The 25,548-nt window shown below is 75.5% G+C and carries 21 protein-coding genes and 1 tRNA gene; 18 read left to right on the plus strand and 4 right to left on the minus strand.

Features of this window, described 5'->3' with window-relative positions; all coding sequences use genetic code 11:
• Positions 1-41: 41 nt before the first annotated feature.
• Entirely contained in the window at positions 42-1,187 is a 1,146-nt protein-coding gene (locus GC089_RS01425) for a diacylglycerol kinase family protein (protein WP_155376182.1), read from the minus strand.
• 262 nt (positions 1,188-1,449) lie between these two features.
• Between GC089_RS01425 and serS the strand changes: the two genes are divergently transcribed.
• From serS to GC089_RS01455, 6 genes are all read left to right on the plus strand, one after another.
• On the plus strand, positions 1,450-2,748 hold the full coding sequence (serS, locus tag GC089_RS01430; protein ID WP_155376183.1) for a serine--tRNA ligase: 1,299 nt from the start codon (positions 1,450-1,452) through the stop codon (positions 2,746-2,748).
• Positions 2,745-3,542: an HAD family hydrolase gene (locus GC089_RS01435; RefSeq protein WP_155376184.1), complete on the plus strand. Its 798-nt coding sequence runs from the start codon at positions 2,745-2,747 to the stop codon at positions 3,540-3,542. The genes serS and GC089_RS01435 overlap by 4 nt, the downstream gene beginning before the upstream one ends.
• A gap of 165 nt (positions 3,543-3,707) precedes the next feature.
• Positions 3,708-5,087: an ABC transporter substrate-binding protein gene (locus GC089_RS01440; protein ID WP_155376185.1), complete on the plus strand. Its 1,380-nt coding sequence runs from the start codon at positions 3,708-3,710 to the stop codon at positions 5,085-5,087.
• Positions 5,088-5,191: 104 nt separating this feature from the next.
• Complete coding sequence (locus tag GC089_RS01445; RefSeq protein ID WP_155376186.1) at positions 5,192-6,181, plus strand: carbohydrate ABC transporter permease; 990 nt, start codon at positions 5,192-5,194, stop codon at positions 6,179-6,181.
• On the plus strand, positions 6,178-7,116 hold the full coding sequence (locus GC089_RS01450) for a carbohydrate ABC transporter permease (protein WP_155376187.1): 939 nt from the start codon (positions 6,178-6,180) through the stop codon (positions 7,114-7,116). The genes GC089_RS01445 and GC089_RS01450 overlap by 4 nt, the downstream gene beginning before the upstream one ends.
• A 37-nt stretch (positions 7,117-7,153) precedes the next feature.
• Positions 7,154-8,035: a DMT family transporter gene (locus GC089_RS01455; RefSeq protein WP_155376188.1), complete on the plus strand. Its 882-nt coding sequence runs from the start codon at positions 7,154-7,156 to the stop codon at positions 8,033-8,035.
• Between the two features lie 84 nt (positions 8,036-8,119).
• On the opposite strand, the gene GC089_RS01460 is transcribed toward GC089_RS01455, so the two are convergent.
• Positions 8,120-8,713 (minus strand): bacterial proteasome activator family protein, encoded by a 594-nt coding sequence (locus tag GC089_RS01460; RefSeq protein WP_230684982.1) that lies wholly within the window; start codon positions 8,711-8,713, stop codon positions 8,120-8,122.
• Between the two features lie 90 nt (positions 8,714-8,803).
• On the opposite strand from GC089_RS01460, the gene GC089_RS01465 reads away from it, so the two are divergent.
• Positions 8,804-10,036, plus strand: coding sequence for an AGE family epimerase/isomerase (locus tag GC089_RS01465; RefSeq protein WP_155376189.1), 1,233 nt, complete (start codon positions 8,804-8,806; stop codon positions 10,034-10,036).
• A 50-nt stretch (positions 10,037-10,086) separates the two neighbouring features.
• Here the strand turns inward: GC089_RS01465 and GC089_RS01470 are convergent, their stop codons facing one another.
• The gene (locus tag GC089_RS01470; protein WP_155376190.1) at positions 10,087-11,100 is read right to left on the minus strand and encodes an NAD(P)H-quinone oxidoreductase; all 1,014 of its coding nucleotides are present in this window, start codon (positions 11,098-11,100) and stop codon (positions 10,087-10,089) included.
• 240 nt (positions 11,101-11,340) lie between these two features.
• On the opposite strand from GC089_RS01470, the gene GC089_RS01475 reads away from it, so the two are divergent.
• From GC089_RS01475 to GC089_RS01505, 7 genes are all read left to right on the plus strand, one after another.
• On the plus strand, positions 11,341-14,865 hold the full coding sequence (locus GC089_RS01475; RefSeq protein ID WP_155376191.1) for an ATP-binding protein: 3,525 nt from the start codon (positions 11,341-11,343) through the stop codon (positions 14,863-14,865).
• Between the two features lie 1,025 nt (positions 14,866-15,890).
• On the plus strand, positions 15,891-16,340 hold the full coding sequence (locus GC089_RS01480; protein ID WP_136517889.1) for a roadblock/LC7 domain-containing protein: 450 nt from the start codon (positions 15,891-15,893) through the stop codon (positions 16,338-16,340).
• Between the two features lie 10 nt (positions 16,341-16,350).
• The gene (locus GC089_RS01485) at positions 16,351-16,728 is read left to right on the plus strand and encodes a DUF742 domain-containing protein (RefSeq protein WP_136517890.1); all 378 of its coding nucleotides are present in this window, start codon (positions 16,351-16,353) and stop codon (positions 16,726-16,728) included.
• Positions 16,709-17,320: an ATP/GTP-binding protein gene (locus tag GC089_RS01490; RefSeq protein WP_136517891.1), complete on the plus strand. Its 612-nt coding sequence runs from the start codon at positions 16,709-16,711 to the stop codon at positions 17,318-17,320. The genes GC089_RS01485 and GC089_RS01490 overlap by 20 nt, the downstream gene beginning before the upstream one ends.
• Before the next feature lie 328 nt (positions 17,321-17,648).
• On the plus strand, positions 17,649-19,529 hold the full coding sequence (locus tag GC089_RS01495) for a collagen binding domain-containing protein (protein ID WP_155376192.1): 1,881 nt from the start codon (positions 17,649-17,651) through the stop codon (positions 19,527-19,529).
• A gap of 107 nt (positions 19,530-19,636) precedes the next feature.
• Positions 19,637-20,086, plus strand: coding sequence for a type II toxin-antitoxin system VapC family toxin (locus GC089_RS01500; RefSeq protein ID WP_155376193.1), 450 nt, complete (start codon positions 19,637-19,639; stop codon positions 20,084-20,086).
• 106 nt (positions 20,087-20,192) lie between these two features.
• On the plus strand, positions 20,193-20,990 hold the full coding sequence (locus GC089_RS01505; protein WP_155376194.1) for an SDR family NAD(P)-dependent oxidoreductase: 798 nt from the start codon (positions 20,193-20,195) through the stop codon (positions 20,988-20,990).
• Positions 20,991-21,008: 18 nt separating this feature from the next.
• Here GC089_RS01505 and GC089_RS01510 read toward each other — a convergent pair whose 3' ends face one another.
• Complete coding sequence (locus GC089_RS01510) at positions 21,009-21,368, minus strand: hypothetical protein (RefSeq protein ID WP_155376195.1); 360 nt, start codon at positions 21,366-21,368, stop codon at positions 21,009-21,011.
• A 299-nt stretch (positions 21,369-21,667) separates the two neighbouring features.
• Between GC089_RS01510 and GC089_RS01515 the strand changes: the two genes are divergently transcribed.
• The 4 genes from GC089_RS01515 (at position 21,668) to GC089_RS01535 (ending at position 25,450) form a co-directional block, all read left to right on the plus strand.
• A tRNA-Ser gene (locus GC089_RS01515) sits at positions 21,668-21,757 on the plus strand.
• Between the two features lie 101 nt (positions 21,758-21,858).
• Positions 21,859-23,268, plus strand: coding sequence for an NAD(P)/FAD-dependent oxidoreductase (locus GC089_RS01520; RefSeq protein ID WP_155376196.1), 1,410 nt, complete (start codon positions 21,859-21,861; stop codon positions 23,266-23,268).
• A 24-nt stretch (positions 23,269-23,292) separates the two neighbouring features.
• Complete coding sequence (locus GC089_RS19810; protein WP_370514047.1) at positions 23,293-24,240, plus strand: NUDIX domain-containing protein; 948 nt, start codon at positions 23,293-23,295, stop codon at positions 24,238-24,240.
• A gap of 100 nt (positions 24,241-24,340) precedes the next feature.
• Complete coding sequence (locus GC089_RS01535) at positions 24,341-25,450, plus strand: right-handed parallel beta-helix repeat-containing protein (RefSeq protein ID WP_196250779.1); 1,110 nt, start codon at positions 24,341-24,343, stop codon at positions 25,448-25,450.
• Positions 25,451-25,548: the final 98 nt, after the last annotated feature.

Here is a 25,548-nt window from a genome sequence, read left to right on the forward strand (position 1 = left end):
CCCGCCTCCCGGACCCGGGGGTGCCGGCTCGCCGCGGGACGTCAGGCGGGGACGCGCACGACCAGGGACTGCCGGTCCACGCGCGCCTCGACCTCGGTGGCGCGCCCGACGATGTCGCCGTCGACCTGCACGGGCTCGGGCACGCCGGCGGCGAGGTGCACGCGGCGGGCGCGGGTGTGGTCGATGCGGCCGATCTTGCCCGGCAGGTCGTTGCGCGCCCCGATGCCCTGCAGCGCGACCTCGCCGAAGAGCTGGGCCCACCCGGCGATGCCGCCGCGCGTGTCGATGAGCGCCACGTCGAGCTCGCCGTCGTCGATGATCGCGTCCGGGAGCAGCGTGATCCCGCCGGGGAGCTTGCCGCAGTTGCCGATGAGCATGCTGCGCACGCGCACGGTCTCGGCGGGCTTCTGGTCGAGCCGGACCCGCAGGCGCAGGCGGCGTCCGTTGAGGTGGCGTGCGCCGGCGACGAAGTACGCCATCCAGCCGACCTTCGCCTTCAGCTCCTCGTCGGCGTCGGCCACCATCTGGGCGTCGAAGCCGAGGCCCGCGATGACGAGGAAGACGTGGTCGCGCGGGTGGTCGGTGTCGGCGGGCATGTCGTCGGCCGCCTCGGCGATGTCGTCGTCCATCTGCGACTCCCACTTCAGGACGCGCAGCCAGCCGACGTCGATCGGCTTGTCCTGACCGTCGATCGCGATGCCCATGGCGGCGATCGGGTCGTTGAGCGGGATGTCGAGGTTGCGCGCGAGCAGGTTGCCGGTGCCGAGCGGCATGAGGCCCATCGGGACGCCCGTGCCGGCCAGCGCCTCGGCGACGGCGCGCACCGTGCCGTCGCCGCCGACCGCGATGACGATGTCGGCGCCCATCTCGACCGCCTGGCGGGCCTGCCCGACCCCGGGGTCCTCGACCGTCGTCTCGAGCCACACCGGCTCCGGCAGGTAGCGCTCCGACGCGGCCTTGTAGACGGCGGCCCGCAGCGCCGGCACGTCCGGCTTCGAGGGGTTGGCGACGAACGCGACGAGCCGCCCCTCGCGGGGCGCCTCGGCCACGTGCTGCACGGCCTCGGCGTGCACGAGGTCGTCGTCCTCACGGACCCGGCGCTGACGCACGAACACCGTCCCGGCCAGGGCCAGCGCCAGCACCGCCAGGACGACGGCCACGACCGAGACCCACTCCACCCACGACATGTCGCGAACGTACCGGCGCCCCGACCCTCCGGCGATCCGGGAGCCCCCCGTCCCACCCCGCCCCGCCCCCGTCCCACCCCGTCCCGCCCGCCACCCCGCCCCCCCCGCCCCGCCCCATGCCGCCGAGTCCGCCGGTGCTGCGGCGAGTCCGACGGCTACGGGTCGAGAAGTCGGCACGGAAGCGGCGGACTCGGCGACGGGTGCGGGGCGGGTCCGTGGGCGTGCGCCGGGTGGGTGGCCGTGCGGTCGGTAGGGTCGACGCGTGATCGATCTGCGGCTCCTGCGGGAGGACCCCGATGTCGTGCGCGCCAGCCAGGTGGCGCGCGGTGAGGACCCGCACCTCGTCGACGAGGTGCTCGAGGCCGACGCCCGGCGTCGCTCCGCGCTGACGGAGTTCGAGACGCTGCGCGCCGAGCAGAAGGCGCACGGCAAGAAGGTCGCGCAGGCGTCCGGGGACGAGAAGCAGGCGCTGCTCGCGCACACCAAGCAGCTCGCGGAGCGCGTCAAGGCGCTGCAGGCCGACGCGGCCGCCGCTGAGGAGCGTGCCGCCGAGCTCGCGCGCCGCATCGGCAACGTCGTCGAGGACGGCGTGCCCGAGGGCGGCGAGGACGACTACGTGGTCCTGGAGCACGTCGGCACGCCTCGCGACCTGGCCGCCGAGTACGGCCCCGACTTCGTCGTGAAGGACCACCTCGACCTCGGTGAGGGCCTCGGCGCGATCGACACCGAGCGCGGCGCCAAGGTGTCGGGCGCGCGCTTCTACTTCCTGACGGGCATCGGCGCGCGGCTCGAGCTCGCGCTGCTCACCGCGGCCACCGATCTCGCGCTGCGCAACGGCTTCACGCCGATGATCACGCCGACGCTCGTGCGGCCCGAGATCATGGCGGGCACCGGGTACCTCGGCGCCCACGCGGACGAGGTCTACCACCTGCCGGCCGACGACCTGTACCTGGTCGGCACGAGCGAGGTCGCCCTCGCCGGCTACCACAAGGACGAGATCCTCGACCTGTCGGCCGGGCCCCTGCGGTACGCCGGCTGGAGCGCCTGCTACCGGCGCGAGGCCGGCTCGTACGGCAAGGACACCCGCGGCATCATCCGCGTGCACCAGTTCCACAAGGTCGAGGCCTTCGTGTGGGCGCGCCCCGAGGACGCCGCCGAGGAGCACCGCCGGATCCTCGCGTGGGAGAAGGAGATGCTCGCGCTGGTCGACCTGCCGTACCGCGTGATCGACACCGCGGCCGGCGACCTCGGGTCGAGCGCGGCCCGCAAGTTCGACTGCGAGGCGTGGCTGCCCAGCCAGCAGCGCTGGATGGAGGTCACGTCGACCTCCAACTGCACGACGTTCCAGGCCCGCCGGCTCGGCGTCCGGGAGCGCACCGAGGACGGCACGCGGACGGTCGCGACGCTCAACGGCACGCTCGCCACGACGCGCTGGATCGTCGCGATCCTCGAGAACCACCAGCAGGCCGACGGCTCGGTGCGCGTGCCGGAGGGGCTGCGCCCGTACCTCGGCGGCCTGGAGGTGCTGGAGCCGGTCGCCCGCCGGGGTGCCGCGCGGTGAGCCGCACGCGGCTGGTCGCGCTCGACGTCGACGGCACGCTGATGAGCTACGACGGCGTCATCTCGGCGGACGTGCGCGCGGCGGTCGCCGACCTCGTCGCCGCCGGGGTGCACGTCGTGCTCGCGACGGGTCGCTCGATCCACTCCGCGACCGACGTGGCGGCGGACCTCGGGCTCACGCACGGGTGGGTCGTGGGCTCGAACGGCGCCGTGACGGCCCGGCTCGACCCGGACGAGCCCGGCGGGTACGCCGTCGCGCACGCCGTGACGTTCGACCCGGCCCCGGCCCTGCGCGCGATCGCGCTGGAGATCCCCGACGTGCTCTTCGCGGTCGAGGACCTCGGCGTCGGGTTCCGCGTCTCGCGGCCCTTCCCGCCGGGGGAGCTGACCGGCGAGCAGCGCGTCGAGCCGTTCGAGGACCTGCTCGCCACCCCCGCGACCCGCGTCGTCATCCGCAACCCCGGCGGCACGCCGGAGGAGTTCCACGAGCTCGTGGAGCGCGTCGGGCTGCACCAGGTCTCGTACGCCGTCGGCTGGAGCGCCTGGCTGGACCTGACCCCGGGCGGCGTGACGAAGGCGAGCGCGCTCGAGGAGGTCCGCCGCGACCTCGGCGTCGAGCCGTTCGCCACGCTCGCGGTCGGGGACGGCGAGAACGACGTCGAGATGCTCGCCTGGGCGGCGTGCGGGGTCGCGATGGGCCACGCCGTCGAGCGGGTGCGGCTGGCGGCCGACGAGGTGACGGGCACGATCGACGACGACGGCGCCGTGGCGGTGCTCCGCCGCGTGCTCGCCTGAGCCCCTGCCCGGCGGCGCGCCGGGCGACATGCCCGGATCTGCCTGCCGTGACCGGATCGTGACCGCTCTGTCAGTGTTTCGCGGTTGCAAGCCTTGCTGAAACGCACTTGCATCGTCGCAGGCCAGGCTGACCGAGGGCCTGGACCACGACGACGTGGAGGTCACATGAAGCGCATGCAGAGGCGTCGCGGGCTGGCACTGGCCGCCTCGGTCGCCGGGCTCGGGCTCGTGCTCACGGCGTGCTCCGACGGCGGCGAGGGCGGCGGTGGCGGCGGTGACGACGCGGCGGCCACGTTCGACTGCGCGGACTACGAGCAGTACGGGAACCTCGAGGGCAAGACCATCTCCGTCTACACCTCGATCGTCGACCCCGAGGCGCAGGAGCAGGAGGCCTCGTACGAGCCGTTCGAGGAGTGCACGGGCGCCGAGATCGAGTACGAGGGCTCCCGTGAGTTCGAGGCGCAGCTGCCCGTCCGCCTCGAGGCCGGCAACCCGCCCGACATCGCCTACATCCCGCAGCCCGGATTCCTGCGCTCGCTCGTCCAGGACTTCCCGGACGCCGTGCAGCCCGCGCCGCAGTCCGTCATCGACAACGCCAACGAGTACTACACCGAGGGCTGGGTCGAGTACGGCACGGTCGACGGCACGCTCTACGCGACCCCGCTCGGCGCCAACGTGAAGTCCTTCGTCTGGTACTCGCCGTCCGCGTTCGAGGAGAACGGCTACGAGGTCCCGACCACGTGGCAGGAGCTGCTCGACCTGACGGACCAGATGGTCGAGGACCACCCCGACATCAAGCCGTGGTGCGCGGGCATCGAGTCCGGCGACGCCACCGGCTGGCCGGCCACCGACTGGCTCGAGGACGTCGTCCTGCGGACCGCCGGCCCCGAGGTCTACGACCAGTGGGTCAACCACGAGATCCCCTTCGACGACCCGCAGATCGTCGAGGCCCTCGACGCGGTCGGCGGCATCCTCAAGAACGAGGACTACGTCAACGGCGGCCTCGGCGACGTCGCGTCCATCGCGTCGGCACCGTGGAACGAGGCCGGCAACGGCATCCCCGACGGGACGTGCTTCCTGCACCGCGCCGCGAACTTCTACCAGGCCAACTGGGACGAGGGCCTGGAGGTCGCCGAGGACGGCGACGTCTACGCCTTCTACCTGCCGGGCGAGTCGGAGGAGGACAAGCCGCTGCTCGGTGGCGGCGAGTTCGTGACGGCGTTCTCGGACCGCGAGGAGGTGCAGGCCTTCCACGCGTACCTGTCGAGCCCGCAGTGGGCGAACGCCAAGGCGGAGGTGACCGGCCAGGGCTGGATCAGCGCGAACAACGGCCTCGACCGTGAGCTGCTGCAGTCGCCGATCGACCAGCTCTCGTTCGACCTGCTGACCGACGAGACGTACACGTTCCGCTTCGACGGCTCGGACCAGATGCCCGGCTCCGTCGGTGCCGGCTCGTTCTGGCGCGAGATGGTCTCGTGGATCAGCCCGGGTCAGGACTCGCAGACGACGCTGTCGAACATCGAGGCCTCCTGGCCCTCGAGCTGACGTCGCCGCACCACGTGGTGGGGGTCACCGGTCCCGGTGGCCCCCACCACGGCGTCCGTACCCGCTGACCGGTCGACGACGACCGGCACGACGAGGGGATGACCATGGACTGGTTGCTCCGACCCGACACGACGCCCGAGAAGCTGGCGCTGATGGTCATCGCCATCGTGCTCTTCGTCGTCGTGATGGGCGCGATCCTGCTGGGGATCGACCGCCTGAGGCGCACGCCCACGTGGGTGGTGGTCGCGGGCTTCCTCGGGCCGACCCTGCTGTTCCTCGCGTTCGGCCTCTTCTACCCCGGCCTGCGCACCATCTGGAGCTCGTTCCACGACGGCCGTGGACGGAACTTCATCGGCCTCGACAACTACGTCACCGCGTTCACGCAGGAGCAGTTCCAGGTCGTCCTGCGCAACACCGCGCTGTGGGTCGTGCTCGTGCCGCTCGCCGCGACGTTCTTCGGCCTCGTCTACGCCGTCCTCGTGGACCGCACGCGCTTCGAGTACCTGGCGAAGACGCTGATCTTCCTGCCGATGTCGATCTCCCTCGTCGGGGCGTCGATCATCTGGAAGTTCGTCTACGAGTACAAGCCGGTCCAGGGCAACATCCAGCAGACCGGCCTGCTCAACCAGCTGCTCGTGTGGCTGGGCATGCAGCCGCAGCAGTTCCTGCAGGACCAGCCGTGGAACAACCTGTTCCTCATCGCCGTCATGGTGTGGATCCAGGCCGGCTTCGCGATGACGGTGCTGTCCGCCGCGGTCAAGGCCATCCCGGACGACATCGTCGAGGCGGCGCGGCTCGACGGCCTGCACGGGCTGTCCATGTTCCGCTACATCACGGTGCCGTCGATCCGCCCGGCGCTCGTCGTCGTCGTGACGACGATCGCGATGGCGACCCTGAAGGTCTTCGACATCGTCCGGACGATGACCGGCGGCAACTTCGACACGTCGGTCGTCGCGTACGAGTTCTACACGCAGAGCTTCACGGCCCGGAACCAGGGCCTCGGTGCCGCGCTCGCGGTGATCCTCTTCGTGCTCGTCATCCCGATCATCGCGTACAACGTGCGGCAGCTGAAGCTCGCGGAGGAGATCCGATGACCGCCATCCCGCCGACGACGCTCACCGACCGCACCGAGGTCGACACCCGCAAGGTCCCGCGGCTCACGCGGGCCGAGCAGCGGGCGATCGCCGCGAAGGGCCGCCTCAGCTCCCCGTGGGCGTCGGGCATCGCGATCGTCCTGGCGATCCTGTGGACCGTGCCGACGTTCGGCCTGCTCGTCACGTCGATCCGGCCGCGGTCGGACATCCGCACGTCGGGGTGGTGGACGTTCTTCGCCGCCCCGGCCGCCACGCTCGAGAACTACAGCGAGGTGCTGTTCGGCTCCTCCACGAGCTTCGCGACGTTCTTCGTCAACTCGCTCGTCATCACGCTGCCCGCGGTCGTCATCCCGATCTCGCTCGCGCTCCTCGCGGCGTACGCGTTCGCGTGGATCCCGTTCCGGGGGCGCGAGGTGCTGTTCGTCGCGGTCTTCGCGCTGCAGGTCGTGCCGATCCAGGTCACGCTCCTGCCGCTGCTGCAGCAGTACGTCTCGTGGGGGCTCGCCGGGTCGTTCTGGGTCGTGTGGCTGTCGCACTCGATCTTCGCGCTGCCGCTCGCGATCTACCTGCTGCACAACTTCATGAAGGACATCCCGTCCTCGCTGGTGGAGGCGGCCCGCGTGGACGGCGCCGGGCACGTCACGGTGTTCTTCCGGGTGCTGCTGCCGCTGCTCACGCCGGCGATCGCGTCGTTCGGCATCTTCCAGTTCCTGTGGGTCTGGAACGACCTGCTCGTCGCGCTGGTGTTCGTGGGCGGCACCACGGACGTCGCGCCGCTGACGGTCCGCATCGCCGAGCTCGCCGGCACGCGCGGGTCGCAGTGGCACCTGCTGTCCGCCGGCGCGTTCGTGGCGATGGTCGTGCCGCTGGTCGTGTTCCTGGCGCTGCAGCGCTACTTCGTCCGCGGGCTGCTCGCCGGCTCGGTCAAGGGCTGACGGCGGCCGGGGCGGGCACCGCGCGTAGCCTGACGCGGTGCCCGCCCCGCTGCTGTTCGTCGTCTCCGGGCTGACGCAGTACGTCGGGGCCGCGCTCGCGGTCGGGCTGTTCGCGGTGCTCCCGGCCGGCGTCGTCGCGTGGCTGCGGATCGCGGTCTCGGCGCTCGTGCTGCTCGCGTGGCGGCGGCCGTGGCGCACCGCCGAGCTGTGGCGCGGGCGCCGACTGGCGGTCACCGCCGCGTTCGGGGTCGTGCTCGCGCTCATGAACGTCGCGTTCTACGTCGCCATCGAGCACCTGCCGCTCGGCACCGCGGTCGCGCTCGAGTTCCTCGGACCCGTCGCCGTCGCCGCCGTCACCGGCCGGGGCTGGCGCGACCGGGCCGCGATCGCCGTCGCCGCCGTCGGCGTCGCGCTGCTCGCGGGCATCACGCTCGACACCGGGCCGGGCGCCGTCACCGGTCTGGTCGCGATCGGCGTGTCCGCGGCCTGCTGGGCGGCGTACATCGTGCTCGGGCGACGGGTCGCCCGGTCCGGCGGGCCGGGCGCGAGCGGGCTCGCCGTCGCCATGACCGCCGGCGCGCTCGTCCTCGCGCCGTTCCTCGCCGGGGGAGCAGGTCCCGCCCTCGTCGACGTGCGGCTCGCCGCGCTCGTCGTCGCGATCGCCGTGTGCTCCTCGGTCGTGCCCTACGCGCTCGAGCAGGTCGTGCTGCGCCGGGTCAGCGCCGCGACGTTCGCCGTCCTGCTCGCGCTGCTGCCGGCGACGGCCGCCGTCGTCGGGGCCGTCGTGCTGCGGCAGTGGCCGCACGGGCTCGAGGTCGTCGGCCTCGTGCTGGTCTCCGGGGCGATCGCGCTCACGGCGCGGTCGGAGGCCGACGCCCCGACCCCGCCCGACGCGGCGCCGTCCCCGCCCGCGCCCTGACCGCGCACCCGGCCCGCGCGCCCCGGTCCCGCGCGCCCCGGCCCCGCGCGCCCCGGCCCCGTGGCCGGACGTGCGGGACGGGCGTCAGAGGTACTGGCCGGGGGTCGGGCGCGCGTCGTGGGCGGGCTCACCCTGCTGTGCCGGCATCCCGAACGGCCCACCAGGACCCCCGGGACCCGGCGGGCGCGCCCCGGGCGGCAGAGCCCGGCGCATCTGCGTCAGCTGCGCCTGGGCGGCCATCTGCTGCGCCACCAGCGCCGTCTGGATCCCGTGGAACAGGCCCTCGAGCCACCCGACGAGCTGCGCCTGCGCGATCCGCAGCTCCGCGTCCGAGGGGGAGGCGTCCTCGCCGAACGGCAGCGCGATGCGCCGCAGCTCGTCGACGAGCTCGGGCGACAGCCCCTCCTCCAGCTCGTGCAGCGACCGCTCGTGGATCTCCGCGAGCCGGGCGCGCGCGGCGTCGTCGAGCGGCGCCGAGCGCACCTCGTCGAGCAGCTGCTTGATCATCGTGCCGATCCGCATGACCTTCGCGGGCTGCTCGACCATGCCGCCGACGTCCTCGCGCCGCCCCTCCTGCTCGTCCTGGCCGTCCGGCGCGTCCTCGCCGGAGGGCAGGACCACCACCCGGGGCCGGCCGTCGTCGGTGCTGCGGTCCTCGTCCTGCTGCGTCTGGTCCACCCGGGCATTCTCGCCGAGGGGCCACGGCGGCGCAGCGTGGGCAGACCGTGCCGCCCACCCGGGCGGCACCGCGTGGCTACGCTGGCCGGCATGGCGTGGCTGAGCACCCCGGCGCATCACCGTTGGCTCGAGGCCGAGACCGACCGGCTCTGGGAGTTCGGGCGCGCGGCGCGGCTCGCCTCGGGCGGGTTCGCGCGCCTGGACGAGCAGGGACGCCCCGAGGACGGGCCCGTCGAGCTGTGGGTCACGTGCCGCATGACGCACGTGTACGCGCTCGCGCACCTCGCCGGTCGTCCCGGGTCCGCCGACCTCGTCGACCACGGCCTCGCCGCCCTCGCCGGGCCGTTCCGGGACGCCGAGCACGGCGGCTGGTTCGCCGAGGTCGAGCGCGACGGCACGCCGCGGGACGCCGACAAGGCGGCCTACCCGCACGCGTTCGTCGTGCTCGCGACGTCGAGCGCCGTCGCGGCCGGCCGGCCCGGTGCCCGCGAGCTGCTGGACGCGGCGCTCGCCGTGCAGGAGCGGCACTTCTGGGACGACGACGCGGGGATGGCCGTCGAGCAGTGGGACCGCACGTTCACCGAGCTCGACCCCTACCGCGGCGTGAACGCCAACATGCACACGGTCGAGGCGTACCTCGCCGCGGCCGACGTCACGGGCGACCGCCGCTGGCTCGACCGGGCCGTACGCGTCGTCGAGCGCGTCGTGCACGGCTTCGCCGCTGGCCACGACTGGCGCATCCCCGAGCACTTCGACGCCACGTGGACGCCGGACCTGGAGTACAACGCCGACACCCCGGCACACCCGTTCCGCCCCTACGGCGCGACGATCGGCCACTGGTTCGAGTGGGCGCGCCTCACGCTGCACGCGCGCGCCGCGCTCACCGCCCGCGGCGACGACGCACCCGCGTGGATGCTCGACGACGCGGTCGCCCTGTTCGACGCGGGCGTGCGCGAGGGCTGGGCGGTCGACGGCGCTCCTGGCTTCGTCTACACGGTCGACTGGGAGGGGCGCCCGGTCGTGCGCGAGCGCATGCACTGGGTCGCGGCGGAGGCGGTCGCGGCGGCCGCCGCGCTGCACGCCGCGACCGGTGACGCCCGGTTCGACGACCTCTACACGACGTGGTGGGAGTACGTGGGCACGTACCTGCTCGACCGCGAGGGCGGGTCGTGGTGGCACGAGCTCGGGCCGGACAACCGCGTCTCGCGCACCGTGTGGGCCGGCAAGGCCGACCTGTACCACGCGGTGCAGGCGACGCTCGTGCCCCGCCTGCCGCTGACGCCCGTGATCGCGCCCGCGCTGGCCGCCGGCCTGCTGCGCTGAGGTCGCCGCGCCCGCGGTCCGGCCGGCGTCGGCACGTCAGGGCTCGCGCGTCAGGGCTCGAGCAGGAGCTTGCCGAGGACCTCGCCGGAGGCGAGCAGCCGGTGCGCCTCGGCCGCCCGGTCCAGCGGCAGCCGCGCGTGCACGACCGGACGCACCCGCCCCGCGGCGACCAGCGGCCACACGTGCTCGGCGACCTCGGCCATGATCGCCGCCTTCTGCGCCGCGGGCCGGTCGCGCAGGGTCGTCCCGATGACGGACCCGCGCCGCGCCATGAGCGCGGACAGGTCGAGCTCCCCGCGACGTCCCTGCTGCAGCCCGATCACGACGAGCCGGCCCCCCTCGGCGAGCAGGGACACGTTCGTCCCGAGCGCGCGGCCGCCCAGCACGTCGAGGACCACGTCGACACCGCGACCGCCGGTCGCCTCCCGCACGCGCGGCGCGACGTCCTCCTCGCGGTGGTCCACGACGACGTCCGCCCCGAGCGCCGCGACGCGCGCGCACCGCTGGGCGCCGCCCGCGGTCGCGACGACGCGGGCGCCGAGCGCCCGGCCGAGCTGGACGGCGACCGAGCCGACCCCGCCCGAGCCGCCGTGCACGAGCAGCGTCTCGCCGGGCGCCAGGCGGGCGGCGCGCAGGTTCGACCACACGGTCGCCACGGCCTCGGGGAGGGCGGCCGCGTCGGTCAGCGCTACCCCGTCCGGCGGCGGCAGGGTGTGGGACGCGGCCACGGTCACCCGTTCGGCGTAACCTCCCCCGGCCAGGAGCGCGACGACCGGGTCGCCGACCCGTGGTCCGGGCCCCGCCGACCCCGCGCCGCCGGCCGCGGGGGCGTCCGCCACGTCCGGGCCGACCCCCACGACGACGCCCGAGACCTCGAGGCCCGGCCACGTCGGCGCACCCGGCGGCGGAGGGTAGTGACCCTCGCGTTGCAGCAGGTCAGCCCGGTTGACCCCGGCCGCCACCACCTGGACGAGCAGCTCGCCCGGGCCGGGGACCGGCTCGGGCACCTCCTCGACCCGGAGCACCTCCGGACCACCGGGCCTCGTCACCACGACCGCGCGCACACCGACGACCCTAGGAGCGCCCGACCGCGTCCGCCCCGTGGACGCCCGCCGCGGCCGCGCCCGTTTCGCGCGGTACGCGACGTATCGGAGGGGGTGACTCCCGTGGCAAACTCTGCGCCGGGCTAATGGTCCGGTGTCCAGGTACCGATGAGACGCAGACGGCAGTCACCCGACGGCCGGCGCGGCTCGCCCGGCGGAGCGCGGCAGCGCGCCGACGACGGGCGGGAGGAAAGGATCAGCATGCTGCGACGGCTCGGAATCCGTGCCAAGGTCCTGGCGGTCCTCGCCGTGCCCGTGATCGTCCTCCTGGCAGCCGGTTCGTTCATCTCCGTCGAGGCCCTGCGCGACCTGCGCTACGCGCGCGCCACCCAGACCGTCGTCCGCGCCCTGGACGCCATGGCCCCGCTGTCCGCCGCGCTGCAGCAGGAGCGGACGCTCTCGCTCACCGTCGCCGACCCCACCCAGCTCGGCCCGGCCCGCGAGGCCACCGACGACGCGCTCGCCGAGGTGCGCGAGGTGACGGCCGACCTGGACCTCACCCAGTTCCCCGACAACGTGGTGCGCGACTTCCAGGACACGCAGACCGCGTTCCGCGAGGGTCTGCCGCAGCTGCGCGCGCGCATCGACCAGAGCCTGAACCGCACGATCATCAAGAACGGCTTCCAGCAGATCGTCGACGGGCAGCTGCGCGTCATGGAGGGCGTGTCGAACGCGCTGCAGGACCGCGAGCTGGCGCAGTTCCTCACCGCGAACCGGGAGAGCGCCGCCCTCGTCGACGCCCTCGTCACCGAGTACGTCGCCGGCGTCGAGCTCCTGCAGGCCACCGAGAACAGCCCGGCGGCGTCGCGCAACTTCCAGGCGCTGTACCTCGGCACGGAGAACGCGCGCGAGCGCGCCCGCCTCGCCGTCGCCAACCTCGGCGTCGACGGCCTCGCGATCTCGAGCGGCGACCCGACGCCCACGCTGCTCGCGCAGCGCGCCCTGTTCACGCAGGGCAACACGGCCGCCGTGACGTCGATCGACCCGGCCGCCTGGACCGAGCAGACGACCGAGCAGCTCGAGATGCTGCAGTCCGTCACCGACGGCGTGCTCGAGGCCGCCGACGCGCAGGCCGGCTCGGCCGTGGCGGCCGCCCGCGACGAGGCCCTGCTCACGATCGCGATCGCGATCCTCGGTGTCGTGGCGTCGATCCTCATCGCGTCCGTCGTCGCCCGCGGCATCGTCGTCCCGCTGCGCCGCCTGACGAGCGCGGCCGCCGACGTCCGTGAGCAGCTGCCCCGCCTGGTCGAGCAGGTGGCCGTGCCCGGCGAGGGCCCGGAGATCACGCTCGCGCCGATCCCCGTCACCTCGAACGACGAGGTCGGCCGCCTCGCGCAGGCCTTCAACGCGGTCAACGCGCAGACCGTCGCCGTCGCGCAGGAGCAGGCCGCCCTGCGTGGCTCCATCGCGGAGATGTTCGTCAACGTCGCCCGCCGCGACCAGGTCCTGCTCAACCGCCAGCTGTCGTTCATCGACTCGCTCGAGCGGGCCGAGGAGGACCCCGGCACGCTGGCGAACCTGTTCCGTCTCGACCACCTCGCCACCCGGATGCGCCGCAACGCCGAGTCGCTGCTCGTGCTCGCCGGCATCGACTCCGGCCGGCGCCTGCGCGACGCGATGCCGCTCTCCGACGTCATCCGGACCGCGTCCTCCGAGATCGAGCAGTACGACCGGGTCGAGCTCGACCTGCAGGTCGACCCGCACATGCTCGGGTTCAACGCGCTGTCCGCCGCGCACCTCATCGCCGAGCTGCTCGAGAACGCGACCGTCTTCTCGGAGCCGGAGACCCCGGTCATCGTCTCCACCGGCGTCAGCGGGGCCTCGGTGGTCGTGCGCATCACCGACCAGGGCCTCGGCATGACGGACGCCGAGATCGAGGCGGCCAACCACAAGATCGCGTCGGTCTCGGCGAGCGACGCCCTCGGTGCCCAGCGTCTCGGCCTCTTCGTCGTCGGCCGCCTCGCCCAGCGCCTCGGCGCCGAGGTGACGCTGCGCAAGCGGGCCTCGGGCACCGGGACCGACGCGCTCGTGCTCTTCCCGAGCACGCTGTTCTCCGCCAACGAGGTCGGCGGGTTCGGCCCCACGCCGATCGCACCGGTCGAGCCGGCCCCGGCGGCCGTCGCCGCGATCGAGGCGCCGACGGTGCGCGAGGTCGACCTCACCGAGCTGACCGACGGCCAGACGTCGCTGGGGCTGCCGCGGCGCCGCCGCGCGGACGACAGCGCCGCGACCCCGGTCGCCCCCGCCCCGGCCGCTGCGGCCCCCGTGGCCGACGACGCGCCGATCCCGGTGCCGACGCTCGGGTCCGACGCGCTGCCGACCCGCTCGCGCAAGACGTTCGACGAGGACAACATCGTCCTGCCCGAGGCGCCCGACGCCACCCTCGCCCCCGAGCTCTCGGCGAGCACGGGGGAGTGGGCCCCCGCGGTCGTGGCAGCGCCGCGCTCCACGGGCCTGCCGAGCCGGACGCGCGCGGCCACGTCCGCGTGGGCGGCTCCCGACGCGCAGGACGAGGCGCCGCAGGCCGCGCCCGCCGACCCCGCCGCGCGCGCCGGGCTGTTCTCCGGGTTCCGCAACCGCGAGGCGCTCGCCCCGGCGCAGCGTGACGAGGACGCCGCGCCGACCTTCCACGTGCCGGGCCTCGTGCCCGACGAGGAGGAGGCGACCCCCACGGCGCCGGCCGGTTCCGGCTGGCCCGTGCCGTCGTGGCAGGAGTCCGCCGACGAGCCGACGCCGCTGCCGTCGCGCGGCGGGCTGCCGTCGCGCACGTCGGCCGCGCCCGAGGAGGCGGCGAGCGCGATCGCGCCCTGGGCGCAGGAGCCCGCCGAGCAGCACCAGCCCGAGCAGCACCAGCCCGAGCAGCACCAGCCCGAGCAGCACCAGCCGGAGCAGCACCAGCCCGAGCAGGAGCGCCCCTGGGCGCCGGCTGCCGAGGACCAGCCCTGGGCGCCCGTGCAGGCCGAGCCGGAGCCGTGGAGCCCCGCGCAGCCCGAGGCGGAGCCGTGGGCGCCGGTGCAGGCGCAGGCGGAGCCGTGGGCACCCGCGCAGCCCGAGCCGGAGCCATGGGCCCCGCGCAGCCGGAGCCGTGGGCACCGGCGCAGGCGCAGGCGGAGCCGTGGGCCCCCGCCCGGCCCGAGCCGGAGCCGTGGGCTCCTGCCCAGGCCGAGGCGGAGCCGTGGGCACCGGCGCAGCCGGAGGCGGCCTCCTGGGCGCAGTCCGACCCGGAGCCCTGGGCTCCCGCGGCGCCGGAGTCCGGCACCGAGGACGAGTCCCGCTCCTGGGCCGCGGCGTCCGCGACGTCCTCCCCGTGGGGCGAGGCCACCCCCAGCCCTCCCGCGAGGAGCAGGAGGCGCCCGAGGAGTCGTCGTTCACGGCCTACAGCGGCTACTCCGGCTGGGCCGGCAGCGCCGACCGCCCGGGTCTCGACTACACCGCGCCCTACGTGCCGTTCGAGCGCACGCTCGACGAGACGCGCGCCTGGCACACGGGCGCGATCCCGGTGGTCCCGGAGCCGGCTGCTCCGGCGGCGGAGCCCGAGCCCGCGCCCGTCGCGGTCGCGCCCGCCCCGCAGGAGCTCCCGACCCGTCGGTCCGTCGCGCCCGTCCTGCTCGAGCCGGACGAGGAGGAGGCCCCGGCACCGTGGGCGCCCGTCCCGGCGGCGGAGCGTCCGGCCGCGCGCGTCGAGGAGCAGCCCGCGTGGGCACCGGCCGCCGCGCCGACCCCTGAGTGGCAGGCACCGCAGCCGCAGGGGCAGGCGCCCGCCGCCCCGGCCGCACCCGCCCCGGCCACGGAGGAGTGGCGTCCCACGGCACCCGCGTGGAGCCGTCCCAGCCAGGGGTGGCAGGCGCCGGTCGAGCAGCCGACCCAGGTCTTCTCGCCCGTCGAGGCCGCCGAGGCGGTCGCCCCCGCCCCGGAGCCGCAGGCACCGGCCGCGCAGGCGTTCGCGCCGCAGGCACCCGCGCCCGCACCGGCGTGGCAGTCGGCGGCGGCCCCCGCGGCGCCGGGTGCGCCCACGGCCGGCACGGCGCAGCCCGCCCCCGGGTTCGGGGACCTCGTGCGTGGCGAGGACGAGCGTCCGAAGCGGCGGTGGGGCGCGTTCTTCGGCCGTCGCAAGGACGAGGACGCGGCACCCGAGACGCCGCAGGCCGACGCCGGTGCGCCCGTGCGGTCGTCCGCGTGGGGCCCGTCCCCCGTGGCGCCGCCCGCGGAGAGCACGCGGCAGACGCCCTCCTGGTCGGCCCCCGCCCCCGCGCCCGTGCAGGAGCAGCGGCCCGCACCGTCCTGGTCGCCGCCCGAGTGGTCCGCCCGTCCGGCGGCTCCCGCCCAGCCGGTGGCCACCGTGCCGCAGCCGTCCGTCCCGCCGTCGGTCGCCCCGCGGATCGGCACGCTGGACGACGAGGTCGCCGCGATGCTCGCGCTGCGCTCCGACATCCAGGAGCAGGCGCTGTCCGAGCTGAGCCAGCTGTCGGCCTACCGCCCGAGCGCGGTGGGTGCGGGCTCCGAGCGCCTCACCAAGCGTGTGCCGTCGGCCGTCCCCCCGGCGCCGGCACCGACCGAGGAGCGCCCCGTGCAGCGTGACGCCGAGCAGCTGCGCTCGCGCCTCTCGAGCTTCCAGACCGGCACGTCCCGCGGGCGGCGTGCCGCCGGCGATCCCGGCGGTGAGGCATGACCCGACCCCCGACTCCCGGTGGCAGCGCCACCGAGACGCCCCAGCCCGCAGTCGGCCCTGACTGCACCATGAAGGAGGAAGTGTGACCGCGCTCAGCACCGAGGCAGCCAACTTCGGCTGGCTCCTGGACAACTTCGTCCGGACCGTGCCCGGCACTCGCCACACGCTCGTGGTGTCGGCCGACGGTCTGCTCATGGCGATGTCCGAGCAGCTCGACCGCACCAGCGGCGACCAGCTCGCGGCGATCGTCTCGGGCATGTCGAGCCTGACCCGTGGCGCGTCCCGCCAGCTGCGTGCGGGGGAGGTGCGTCAGGCGATCATCGAGATGGACAACCTGTTCCTGTTCCTCATGAGCGTCTCGAACGGCTCCGTCCTCGCCGTGGTCGCGGAGTCGACCTGCGACGTCGGTCTCATCGGCTACGAGATGGCGATGCTCGTCTCGCGCACGGAGGCGACGCTGACCCCGCAGCTCATCTCCGAGATGCGCGGTCAGCTCCCCGTCGACGGCGCGACCCGGGCCCCGGTCGCCTGAGGCGTCGACGATGAGCGAACACGTCGAGTACGAGGCCAGGACGGTCCGGCCCTACGCCGTGACCGGCGGTCGCGTGCGCTCGGCTCGCTCCGACCTGCCCCTCGAGGCGCTGGTCGAGGTCATGCCGGGTGCCGTGGCCAGCACGGGCCTGACGCCTGAGAAGCGCGCGATCATCCAGCACGCGTCGGCCGGGTACATCTCGGTCGCCGAGCTGTCGGCGCTCCTCCACCTGCCGCTCGGAGTGGTCCGGATCCTCGTGTCCGACCTCACCGACGCCAACTACGTGCGCGTGCACACCTCTCAGCCGGTCGAGGTCAACACCGGTGAGTCCCCCGCCCTGTCCCTGAGCGTGCTGGAGAGTGTTCTCAATGGCATTTCCGCCCTCTGACGCCGCCGTCGCCGCTCCGGCGGGGACCGCGGGCGCCGTTGCCCCCACCGTCGTCAAGATCGTCGTCGCCGGCGGGTTCGCCGTCGGCAAGACGACGTTCATCGGTTCCATCTCCGACATCGAGCCCCTCAACACCGAGGCCGCGATGACGGAGCACTCGGTCGGCGTCGACGACGCCGGCGGCGTGAGCGACCGCAAGACGACCACGACCGTCGCCATGGACTTCGGCCGCATCGCGCTGCCGGGCCAGCTGTGGCTGTACCTGTTCGGCACGCCGGGCCAGGACCGCTTCCTCTTCATGTGGGACGACCTGGTCCGCGGCGCCATCGGTGCCGTCGTGCTCGTCGACACCGACCGCCTCGACCAGTGCTTCCCGGCCGTCGACTACTTCGAGAGCCGCGGCATCCCGTTCGTCGTCGGCGTGAACTGCTTCGACGGCATCGCGAAGCACCAGCTCGAGGACGTGCGCGAGGCCCTGGCGATCCCCGCCCACGTGCCGGTGCTGTACACCGACGCGCGGTCGCGCGCCGCGACCAAGCAGGCGCTGATCGCGCTCGTGCAGCTCGCCATGGAGCGTCTGCGCTCCCGCTGACGCCCTGCCGCACCGCACGACGGCCGGTTCCCCGCCCCGGGAGCCGGCCGTCGGCGCGTCCGGTCACGGACCGTGTCCGAACTGCCGCCGGAAACCCCTCTCACGGCGCCCCGCGTCCCAGTACTGTGCGGGCGACCGCCGGGCTCCCGGCGCCGTCGCCGCCGGCGGACCCCGACGCCGGGTCGTCCGTCCCGCCCCCCTGAGAAGGCCCCGTGAACCGCCCTCCCGCCCTCGGGCCGCGCCGCCGTCGGACCCTCCGCCCCTCCGCACGTCCGCCGCCGCGCTGCTCGCCGCGGCCCTCCTGCTCCCCGTCACGGCGGTCGGCGCCGTGGCCGCCCCCGCCGCCGTCCAGGAGCCCGCCGCCGGCGCAGCGGCACCGGCCGCCGAGCCGGAGCCCGCTGCTGCGGACGCGACCACCGCCCAGGAGCCGGCCGCCCCGTCCGAGCCGGCCGCGGGTGGCGACCGCGCCCCCGCGGCGCAGGCCGCGGCGGTCGGCACGGCGTCCCTGTCCGGCCGCGTCACCGACAGCACGGGCGCGCCGCTCGCGGGCGTGCAGGTGCACGTCGGTGACGCTGCGCCCGGCGACCCCGCACCCGAGACCGCCACGGACGGCACGTGGCGCGCGGAGGGTCTCGCGGCGGGCAGCTACCAGGTGCGTTTCACCCTGCTCGGCGAGACGCAGCCGTACGCGCTCTACTGGGACGGCACGCCCTACGGTTCGTGGACCGCGTCGTCCCCGATCACCCTCGCCGACGGCGAGGAGCGCACCGACGTCGGCGTGACGTTCGTCGACAACACCGTGAGCGGCACCGTCACCGGTGGCGGCGCGCGCGTCGAGGGCGCCCTCGTCGAGCTCTACCGGTCCCTCGTCGACGACGAGCCCGTGCAGACGGTCGTGACGGCGCAGGACGGCACGTGGACGGCGCGCTGGCTGCGTCCCGGCACCTACACGGTGCGCGTGGTCCCGCCGGCGGGCTCGGGCCTCGCGTCGGCGTGGTGGCAGCGCTCGGGCAACTCGTACGGGTCCGTGAGCTTCATGGCGGGCAGTCCCGCGCAGGCGCGCAGCGGCGTCGACGTCGCCCTCGTCGCGGGGTCGACGGTGACCGGGCGGGTCGTCGACGCCACGGGCACCCCCGTCGTCGGCACGCAGGTGGGTCTGTGGGGCCGTTCGGGCCCGTTCCGCTTCCGGCTCGTCGACGTCGCCACCACGGACCAGGCGGGGACCTACGTCTTCGGCGAGCTGGAGGCCGAGAGCTACACCGTGGGCCTGGCGGTGCCGGACCCGTCGTTCGTCGTCCCCGAGTTCCTCGGCGGCGCGCTCGACGTGCGCGACGCGCGGTGGACCGAGGTCGCTGCCGACGCCGACGTGACGCTCGACGACCTCGTGCAGCGCGAGGGCGGGGTCGTCGGCGGCCGGATCGTCGGCGAGGACTGGGCGAACGTCGGGGTCTGGGTCGACGTCGTCGCGGAGGACGGCTCCGTGGTCACGTCGGTCTTCGCCGGCGAGGACAGGGACGACCTCGACTTCGCGACGGAGGCGCTGCCGCCGGGCGCGTACCGCGTGCGCGCCTCGGTCGACGGCGGGTCGTACTGGTGGGCCGGCGGGAACAGCCTCGCGACCGCGCGTGTCCTCGACGTGCGGGCCGGCGCGATCGTCGACGACGTCGAGCTGGTGCTCGACCCCGCGCACCTCGCGCTGCCGCCCGCCCCTGCGGTCGACGAGCTCACCGACGCGGACCGTGGACCGCTCGGCCCCGTCGCGCCGACCCGCCCGGGCGGGACGGTGACGCTCACGGGCCTGACGGCCGACCTCGTCGTGCACGTGTGGCTGGGATCCAGCCCGGTCAGCCTCGGCTACCACGAGGTCGCCGCCGACGGCACCGTGCAGGTGACCGTGCCGACGGCGACCACGCCGGGCGCCCACCGGCTGGTCGTGACCTACGCGGGCGGCGCGGTCATCGGCTGGGCGGACCTGACGGTCCTCGCCGAGCCCCTGCCGGGTGGGTCGGGTACCGCCGGCGGGACGGCCGGTGGCGGTCCCGTGGCCGGCGCGGCCACGGGCACCGGCGCCGCTGCGGGGGCGCCGCGCTCCGGCGGGTTGGCGGCCACCGGTCTCGAGCTCGCCGCCGGCGCGGGCCTGGCGGCGGTGGGCATCGCGGCCGGCGCCGTGCTCGTCGCCCTGCGCCGGCGCGGCCGAACGGACGCGTGACGACGGCGGGGCCCGCTGCGGCGCCCGACGGCCGGTCCCCCGCGTGGGACCGGCCGTCGGCGCACCCGGCACCTGCTCCGCGGGGGCTCGTGCCCTCCCCTCGGCGGGTGCCCGGCAGGACGGTCCCGTCCCCGCGCCGCGTCCGCGCCACCGCCTACGCCGACGGCTCTGCGCTGTCCCGCTACCTGCCGGGCGCGCCCGAGCGCAGGGCGTGGACGGCGTGGGCGGCTCCGCGCGAGGCGGGCCTGGCCGTCTCCGTCGTCTCCCTCGTCGAGCTGCGCGTCACGGGCGCCCTGCTCGGGCACGACGCACGGGTCGCCGCCCTGGAGGCCGAGCTCCGGCTCGGAGCGGTCCGCCTGTCCGACCGCGCGGTCGAGCACGCGGCGCTGCTGCTCGACCGGTTGCCGCCGTTCGCGGCTCTGCACGTCGGCGCCACGCGCGCCGAGCCCGGCGTGCGCGTCCTCGCGACGTACGACGGGAGGACGGCCGCGGTCGCCGCGGAGCTCGGCCTGGCCGTCGTCACGCCCGGCCGCCCGGACGGGTGGTGGGCGTCCTGACGTCCGTGCGGCGCGTGCCCCGTCGGTGACGCCCGCCGGCGCGGGGCAGGCCGGCCGCCGGGCCGGTGACGCGCGCCGCGACCGGACGCTGGCTAGCGTCGCCGTCATGACGCGCATCGACCTGGTCGGACGCACCGCCCTCGTCACGGGCTCCACGCAGGGCATCGGGGCGGCGATCGCCGCCGGGCTGGCCCGCGCCGGTGCCCGCGTCGCGGTGAACGGGCGGTCGGCCTCCTCGGTGGAGTCGGCCCTGGACGCCCTGCGCGCCGACGTGCCGGAGGGCGCGTTCGTCCCCGCGTCGGGGGACGTGACGACGGACGACGGCGTGGCCGCGGTGCGCGACGCCGTGCCGCACGTGGACGTGCTCGTCAACAACCTCGGCATCTTCGAGGCGCGCCCGGCGCTCGAGATCACGGACGACGAGTGGCGGCGCTTCTTCGAGGTCAACGTGCTCGCGGCCGTGCGCCTCACCCGCGCCTACCTGCCGGGCATGACCGCGCAGGGCTGGGGCCGGGTGCTGAACGTGGCGAGCGACTCGGCGGTGGTGATCCCGGCCGAGATGATCCACTACGGGATGTCGAAGACCGCGCTGCTCGCGGTGTCGCGCGGCTTCGCCAAGGAGGCGGCGGGGACGGGCGTCACCGTGAACTCCGTCATCGCCGGGCCCACGCACACCGGGGGCGTGGAGGACTTCGTGTACTCGCTCGTCGACCGCGACCTGCCGTGGGACGAGGCGCAGCGCGAGTTCATGCGCCGGCACCGGCCGCAGTCGCTGCTGCAGCGCCTCATCGAGCCCGAGGAGATCGCGCACATGGTCGTCTACCTCGCCTCGCCGCTGGCGTCGGCGACCACGGGCGGCGCGCTGCGCGTCGACGGCGGGTACGTCGACGCGATCCTGCCCTGAGCCGACGCCGCGACGGGGTCAGGCGGGCTCGGGGGCGTCCCAGTCCGTCAGCGCGACCGAGCCCGCGAGCAGCGCCGTCGTCGTCAGCCACAGCGCCCGTGCCTTCGGCTCCTTCGAGATGCCGGTGACCACCGGCAGGAGCACGTAGAGCGGGTCGGACAGCAGGTCGGCCGTGCGGTGCGCCTTGAGCGAGAGCACGGGCTTGAGCCCGAGCGGCGTGCGCGTGAGTGCGTTCACCACCGTGGCGACCGTGCCGAACGCACCGAAGAAGACCTTCGCGCGCGTGCTCATCGCGAGCACGTGGGGCACCGTCAGCAGGGCGCCGGCGACGCCGTAGTCGAGGGCGGCGTGGACCGTGGGGGAGATCGGCTTCGTCATCCTCCGAGGCTAGGAACGCCCGCGACGGCGCGACAGCCGAGGCGCCGAAGTGCGCCCCCGGCGGCGGTCGTCCAGCACGCCGAGGCCGGCGCTGCGCTCGGCGCTCCGGGAGCTGGAGGGCAGGCTGGAGGACCACGACCTCGACGCGAGGCCGTGTGCAGGAGGTCCGGCGCCTGCTCGCGCCGGCCACCGAGCGCCTGCTGCCGACGGGGTCGGACGAGCCGAGGCGGCGCACCCGTCCTGACCGGCGGTGCACGGCGTGTGGGAGACTGCCGCGCGCCGGTGCGCCGCACCGGCGAGGAGGGCTGGCTGAGCGGCCGAAAGCGACGGTCTTGAAAACCGTTAGCGCGGTGACCCCGTGCTCAAGGGTTCGAATCCCTTGCCCTCCGCTCCGCGGCCGCCGCCCTCCGCTCCGCGGCCGCCGCCCTCCGCTCCCGGCGGCCCCGCCCCGCGGGTTCCCGTGCCGGGGGCAGCGGGCCATGATGGGGCGATGACCCGCCGCGGGGGCACCGGGGGCACGCAGGCGCACGCGCCGGACGACGTGGTCGTCGTCGGCGCGAGCCTCGCGGGCCTGCTCGCCGCCGCTGCGCTCGCGCGGCCGGGGCGGCGGGTGACGGTCGTCGAGCGGGACGTCCTGCCGGACGACCCCGTCGCGCGCCGCGGCGTCCCGCAGGGGCGGCAGCCGCACGCGCTGCTCTACCGGTCGCTCGTCGCGATCGAGGAGCTGCTGCCCGGGTTCGGCGACGAGCTGCAGGCGGCGGGCGCGATCCCCGTCGACACGGGCCGGCTCGCGTGGCTCGGGGAGCTCGGCTGGTCGCCGGAGTCCTCGCAGTTCCCCGTGCTCTCGGCGTCGCGGCCGCTCATGGAGCACGTGGTGCGGGGGCGCGTTTGCCGGCTGCCCGGCGTGACGGTGCAAGGCGGCCTCCGCGTCGCGGGGCTGCGTCGCGCCGGGGACCCCGGCGGCCGTGCCCGGTGGTCCGTGGAGGTCGAGGGCGGTGACGCCCTGGCTGCCGACCTCGTCGTCGACGCGTCGGGGCGCTCGTCACGGCTGCCCGCGTGGCTCGCGGCGCTCGGCGTGCCGGCCGCCGACGTCGAGGAGGTCGACGCCCACCTCGGGTACGCGACGCGCGTCGTGCGGCTGCCCGTGGACGCGGTGGGCCCGGCGGGCGTCGTCATCGCGCAGCTGCCGGGCAGCCCCGGCGGCATCACGCTGCCGGTCGAGGGCGGGCGCTGGCTCGTCACGGCCGCCGGCGCGGGTGACCAGCGGCCGCCCCGCGACCCCGGTGCCTGGCGGGCGTTCGTCGGCGCGCTGCGCGACCCGGCGCTCGCCGAGGTCGTCGACGCGGGCGAGCCGGAGGGGGACGTCGTCGTCCACCGGCAGACCGCGAACGTGCGGCACCGGTACGACCGGGTGCGCGCGTGGCCGGGCGGGCTCGTCGTCGTCGGTGACGCCCTGTGCGCGTTCGACCCGGTGTACGGGCAGGGGGTGGCCGTCGCGGCGCTGGAGGCCCTGGCGCTGCGGGACGCGGCACGGCGCGACGACCTGACGACCGCGCGCGGTGCGCGGCGGTTCCTGCGTCGTGCCGTGCGCGTCGGCGCCCTCCCGTGGGCGATCGCGACGGGGGAGGACCTGCGCCTGCCGACGTCGGACGGACGGGTCCCGCCGGTCGCCGCCCTCGCGAGCGCCTGGACGCGCGAGCTCGCCCGGCTCGGCACGCACGGGGACACCCTGGCCCAGACGACGCTGGCCGGGGTCTACCACCTCATGGCCTCGCCGCTGACGGTGTACCGGCCCGCGCTGGTCGCGCGCGTCCTGCGGGCGCGGCTGCGCGGGTACGGGCCGCCGGTGCCGCGGCCGCAGGTGCTGCGCGGTGCCGCGACGCGCGACGCCGTCGGCTGACGCGGCCCCTCTACCCTCACCAGGGTGCAGACACGGGTGGCGGCGTACGTGGTGGTCCTCGACGAGACCGCCGAGGGGCAGCGGGTGCTGCTCGCGCACTGGACGGCCGGGCGCCGGTGGACGCTCCCCGGGGGTGGCGTCGACCCCGGGGAGGACCCCGCCGACGCGGCCGTGCGCGAGGCCCGGGAGGAGACCGGGTACGACGTCGTGCTCGACGGGCTCCTGGGGGTCGACTCGCACGTGGTGCGCGCGGCGGACCGGGCCGACGGCGGGAGCGTGGACGCGCACGGCGTCTGCCTCGTGTACCGCGCGCACGTCGTCGGCGGCGCCCTGGCGGCGGAGGTCGACGGGTCCACCGACGCCGCCGCGTGGGTGCCGCTGGCGGACGTCGACGCGCTCGAGCGGGTCCCGCTGGTCGACGTCGCCCGCCGGATGGCCGGGCTGCCCCTGCCGCACCCGCCCGTCCCGGTGCGTGACCCCGCCGACCCGGCGCCCCTCGACCGCGTCGCCGCAGCCGCGATGTGGGCGGACTACGTCGCCGCGCACCCCGGTGTCGCCGGCGACGAGTACGTCGTCGACCGGTTCGGCGACTCCGCCGCGCTGTCCGACGCGCTGCTCGAGGTCGTCCTCGCGGGGCGCAAGCGCGCGACGGCCGACCTCGTCGCGGAGTTCGCGGCCCGGGGGGAGCCGCTGCCGCGCATCGGGTCCCACTGGGTCGTGTGCGACGGTGCGGGCCGCCCGCGGCTCGTGCTGCGCAGCACCGACCTGCGGATCGCGACGTTCGGCGCGGTCGACGAGCGGTTCGCGTACGACGAGGGCGAGGACGACCGCACGCTGGACTCGTGGCGACGCGAGCACCGGCGCTACTGGCAGCGCACGTGCGCGGCCCGCGGTGCCGTGTGGAGCGAGGACGACGAGATCGTGCTGGAGCGCTTCGCCGTCGTCTGGCCGCCGGAGCACGCCGACGGGTGAAACGCGACGTTCACCCGGGCCGCCCGTACCGGGACGACGGGGACGCTCGTACGGTCGCGGTGAGCCCGCCCACCGGGGTGCGGGCAGCCGGGGGGGCACCGTGAACGTCTCGTCGTCCGTCGTCGCCACCGCGTTCGTCGTGGCGTCCGCCGTCCTCGCACCGCCGGCCGTCGCGGCGCCGCCGCCCGCGCCCCCGGCGCTCGCCTGCGGCGCGTCGGTCGAGGGGACCGTCGTCCTCGACCGCGACCTCGTCTGCACGACGACGCCGGGGCTCGTCCTGACCCTCGGCGCCACCCTGGACCTCGGCGGGCACGTGCTTCGCGGGCCCGGCGAGGGGACGGCGCTGGTGGTGGACGCCGGAGCGGGCACGGGGCCGGTCTCGGTCGTGGGCGGAACGGTGCGGGGGTGGGCGGCGGGGCTGCAGGTGCACGAGGCGCAGGCGACGGTGCGGGGCGTGACGTTCGACGGGATCGCCGGGTCCGCGGTGGAAGGGCTCCACGGGGCCGGCGTCACGCTCGAGTCCTCGACCGTCCGGCGCAGCGGTGCGGGCGTCAACGCCTGGTTCTTCAGCGGCGTGACGATCACCGGATCGCGGTTCCTCGACAACGGCACGGGTGTGACCGCCGGCTCCGACAGCGGCCTGACCGTGACCGGGTCGGTCTTCGAGGGCAACGCGACCGCCGTCCTGTGCGACGAGTCGTACGCCGAGGTGAGGGGCACGCGCCTGGTCCGCAACACCACGGCCGTCCACTTCGACTGGTGCACAAGCAGCCGGCTGCACGACAGCGAGCTGGTCCGCAACGGCGTGGCCCTGCGGACGACGTACCCGTCGGTGCACCGCGACGAGTCCGAGGGCAATCAGGTGTTCCGCAACCGGTTCGACCGGAACGACGTCGCGGTCGACCTCCGGCTCAACGCCCACCTCCAGGACAACCGCTTCACCCGCAACGGCGTCGGGGTGCGCGCGCTGACGGCCGGCACACTGCAGGAGATCGGACTCATCGCGATGGAGCGGAACGTGCTCGACCGCAACGGTGACGCCGTCGTCGTCGACACCAAGGTCCGCATGCGGGACAACGTCGCCACGCGCAGCACGGGGTGGGGCATCCACGCGCCCCGGGCGGTGGACCTCGGCGGCAACGTCGCGTGGGGCAACGGGCGCGAACCGCAGTGCACCGGCGTGGTGTGCGCGGGACGTCCCCGGTCCTGACACCGGTGGGACCGGCCGTGGTGCCGAGGTGTGGTCCCGCCGCGCCGTCCGGGTGAGCGTGCGCGGCGCGGCCGGCCGCCGGGCCCGACCGGGGTGGC

It is taken from the genome of Cellulomonas sp. JZ18, from assembly GCF_009720485.1.
Classification (GTDB): Bacteria; Actinomycetota; Actinomycetes; order Actinomycetales; family Cellulomonadaceae; genus Cellulomonas.

What these genes read in the sequence shown, in the direction of transcription:
- GC089_RS01485 (WP_136517890.1), top strand. Translation starts at nt 16,351, where the DNA reads ATGAGCGAACACGTCGAGTACGAGGCCAGGACGGTCCGGCCCTACGCC.
- GC089_RS01490 (WP_136517891.1), top strand. Translation starts at nt 16,709, where the DNA reads ATGGCATTTCCGCCCTCTGACGCCGCCGTCGCCGCTCCGGCGGGGACC.
- GC089_RS01440 (WP_155376185.1), top strand. Translation starts at nt 3,708, where the DNA reads ATGAAGCGCATGCAGAGGCGTCGCGGGCTGGCACTGGCCGCCTCGGTC.
- GC089_RS01445 (WP_155376186.1), top strand. Translation starts at nt 5,192, where the DNA reads ATGGACTGGTTGCTCCGACCCGACACGACGCCCGAGAAGCTGGCGCTG.
- GC089_RS01505 (WP_155376194.1), top strand. Translation starts at nt 20,193, where the DNA reads ATGACGCGCATCGACCTGGTCGGACGCACCGCCCTCGTCACGGGCTCC.
- GC089_RS01465 (WP_155376189.1), top strand. Translation starts at nt 8,804, where the DNA reads ATGGCGTGGCTGAGCACCCCGGCGCATCACCGTTGGCTCGAGGCCGAG.
- GC089_RS01510 (WP_155376195.1), bottom strand. Translation starts at nt 21,368, where the DNA reads ATGACGAAGCCGATCTCCCCCACGGTCCACGCCGCCCTCGACTACGGC.
- GC089_RS01475 (WP_155376191.1), top strand. Translation starts at nt 11,341, where the DNA reads ATGCTGCGACGGCTCGGAATCCGTGCCAAGGTCCTGGCGGTCCTCGCC.
- GC089_RS01520 (WP_155376196.1), top strand. Translation starts at nt 21,859, where the DNA reads ATGACCCGCCGCGGGGGCACCGGGGGCACGCAGGCGCACGCGCCGGAC.
- GC089_RS01425 (WP_155376182.1), bottom strand. Translation starts at nt 1,187, where the DNA reads ATGTCGTGGGTGGAGTGGGTCTCGGTCGTGGCCGTCGTCCTGGCGGTG.
- GC089_RS01450 (WP_155376187.1), top strand. Translation starts at nt 6,178, where the DNA reads ATGACCGCCATCCCGCCGACGACGCTCACCGACCGCACCGAGGTCGAC.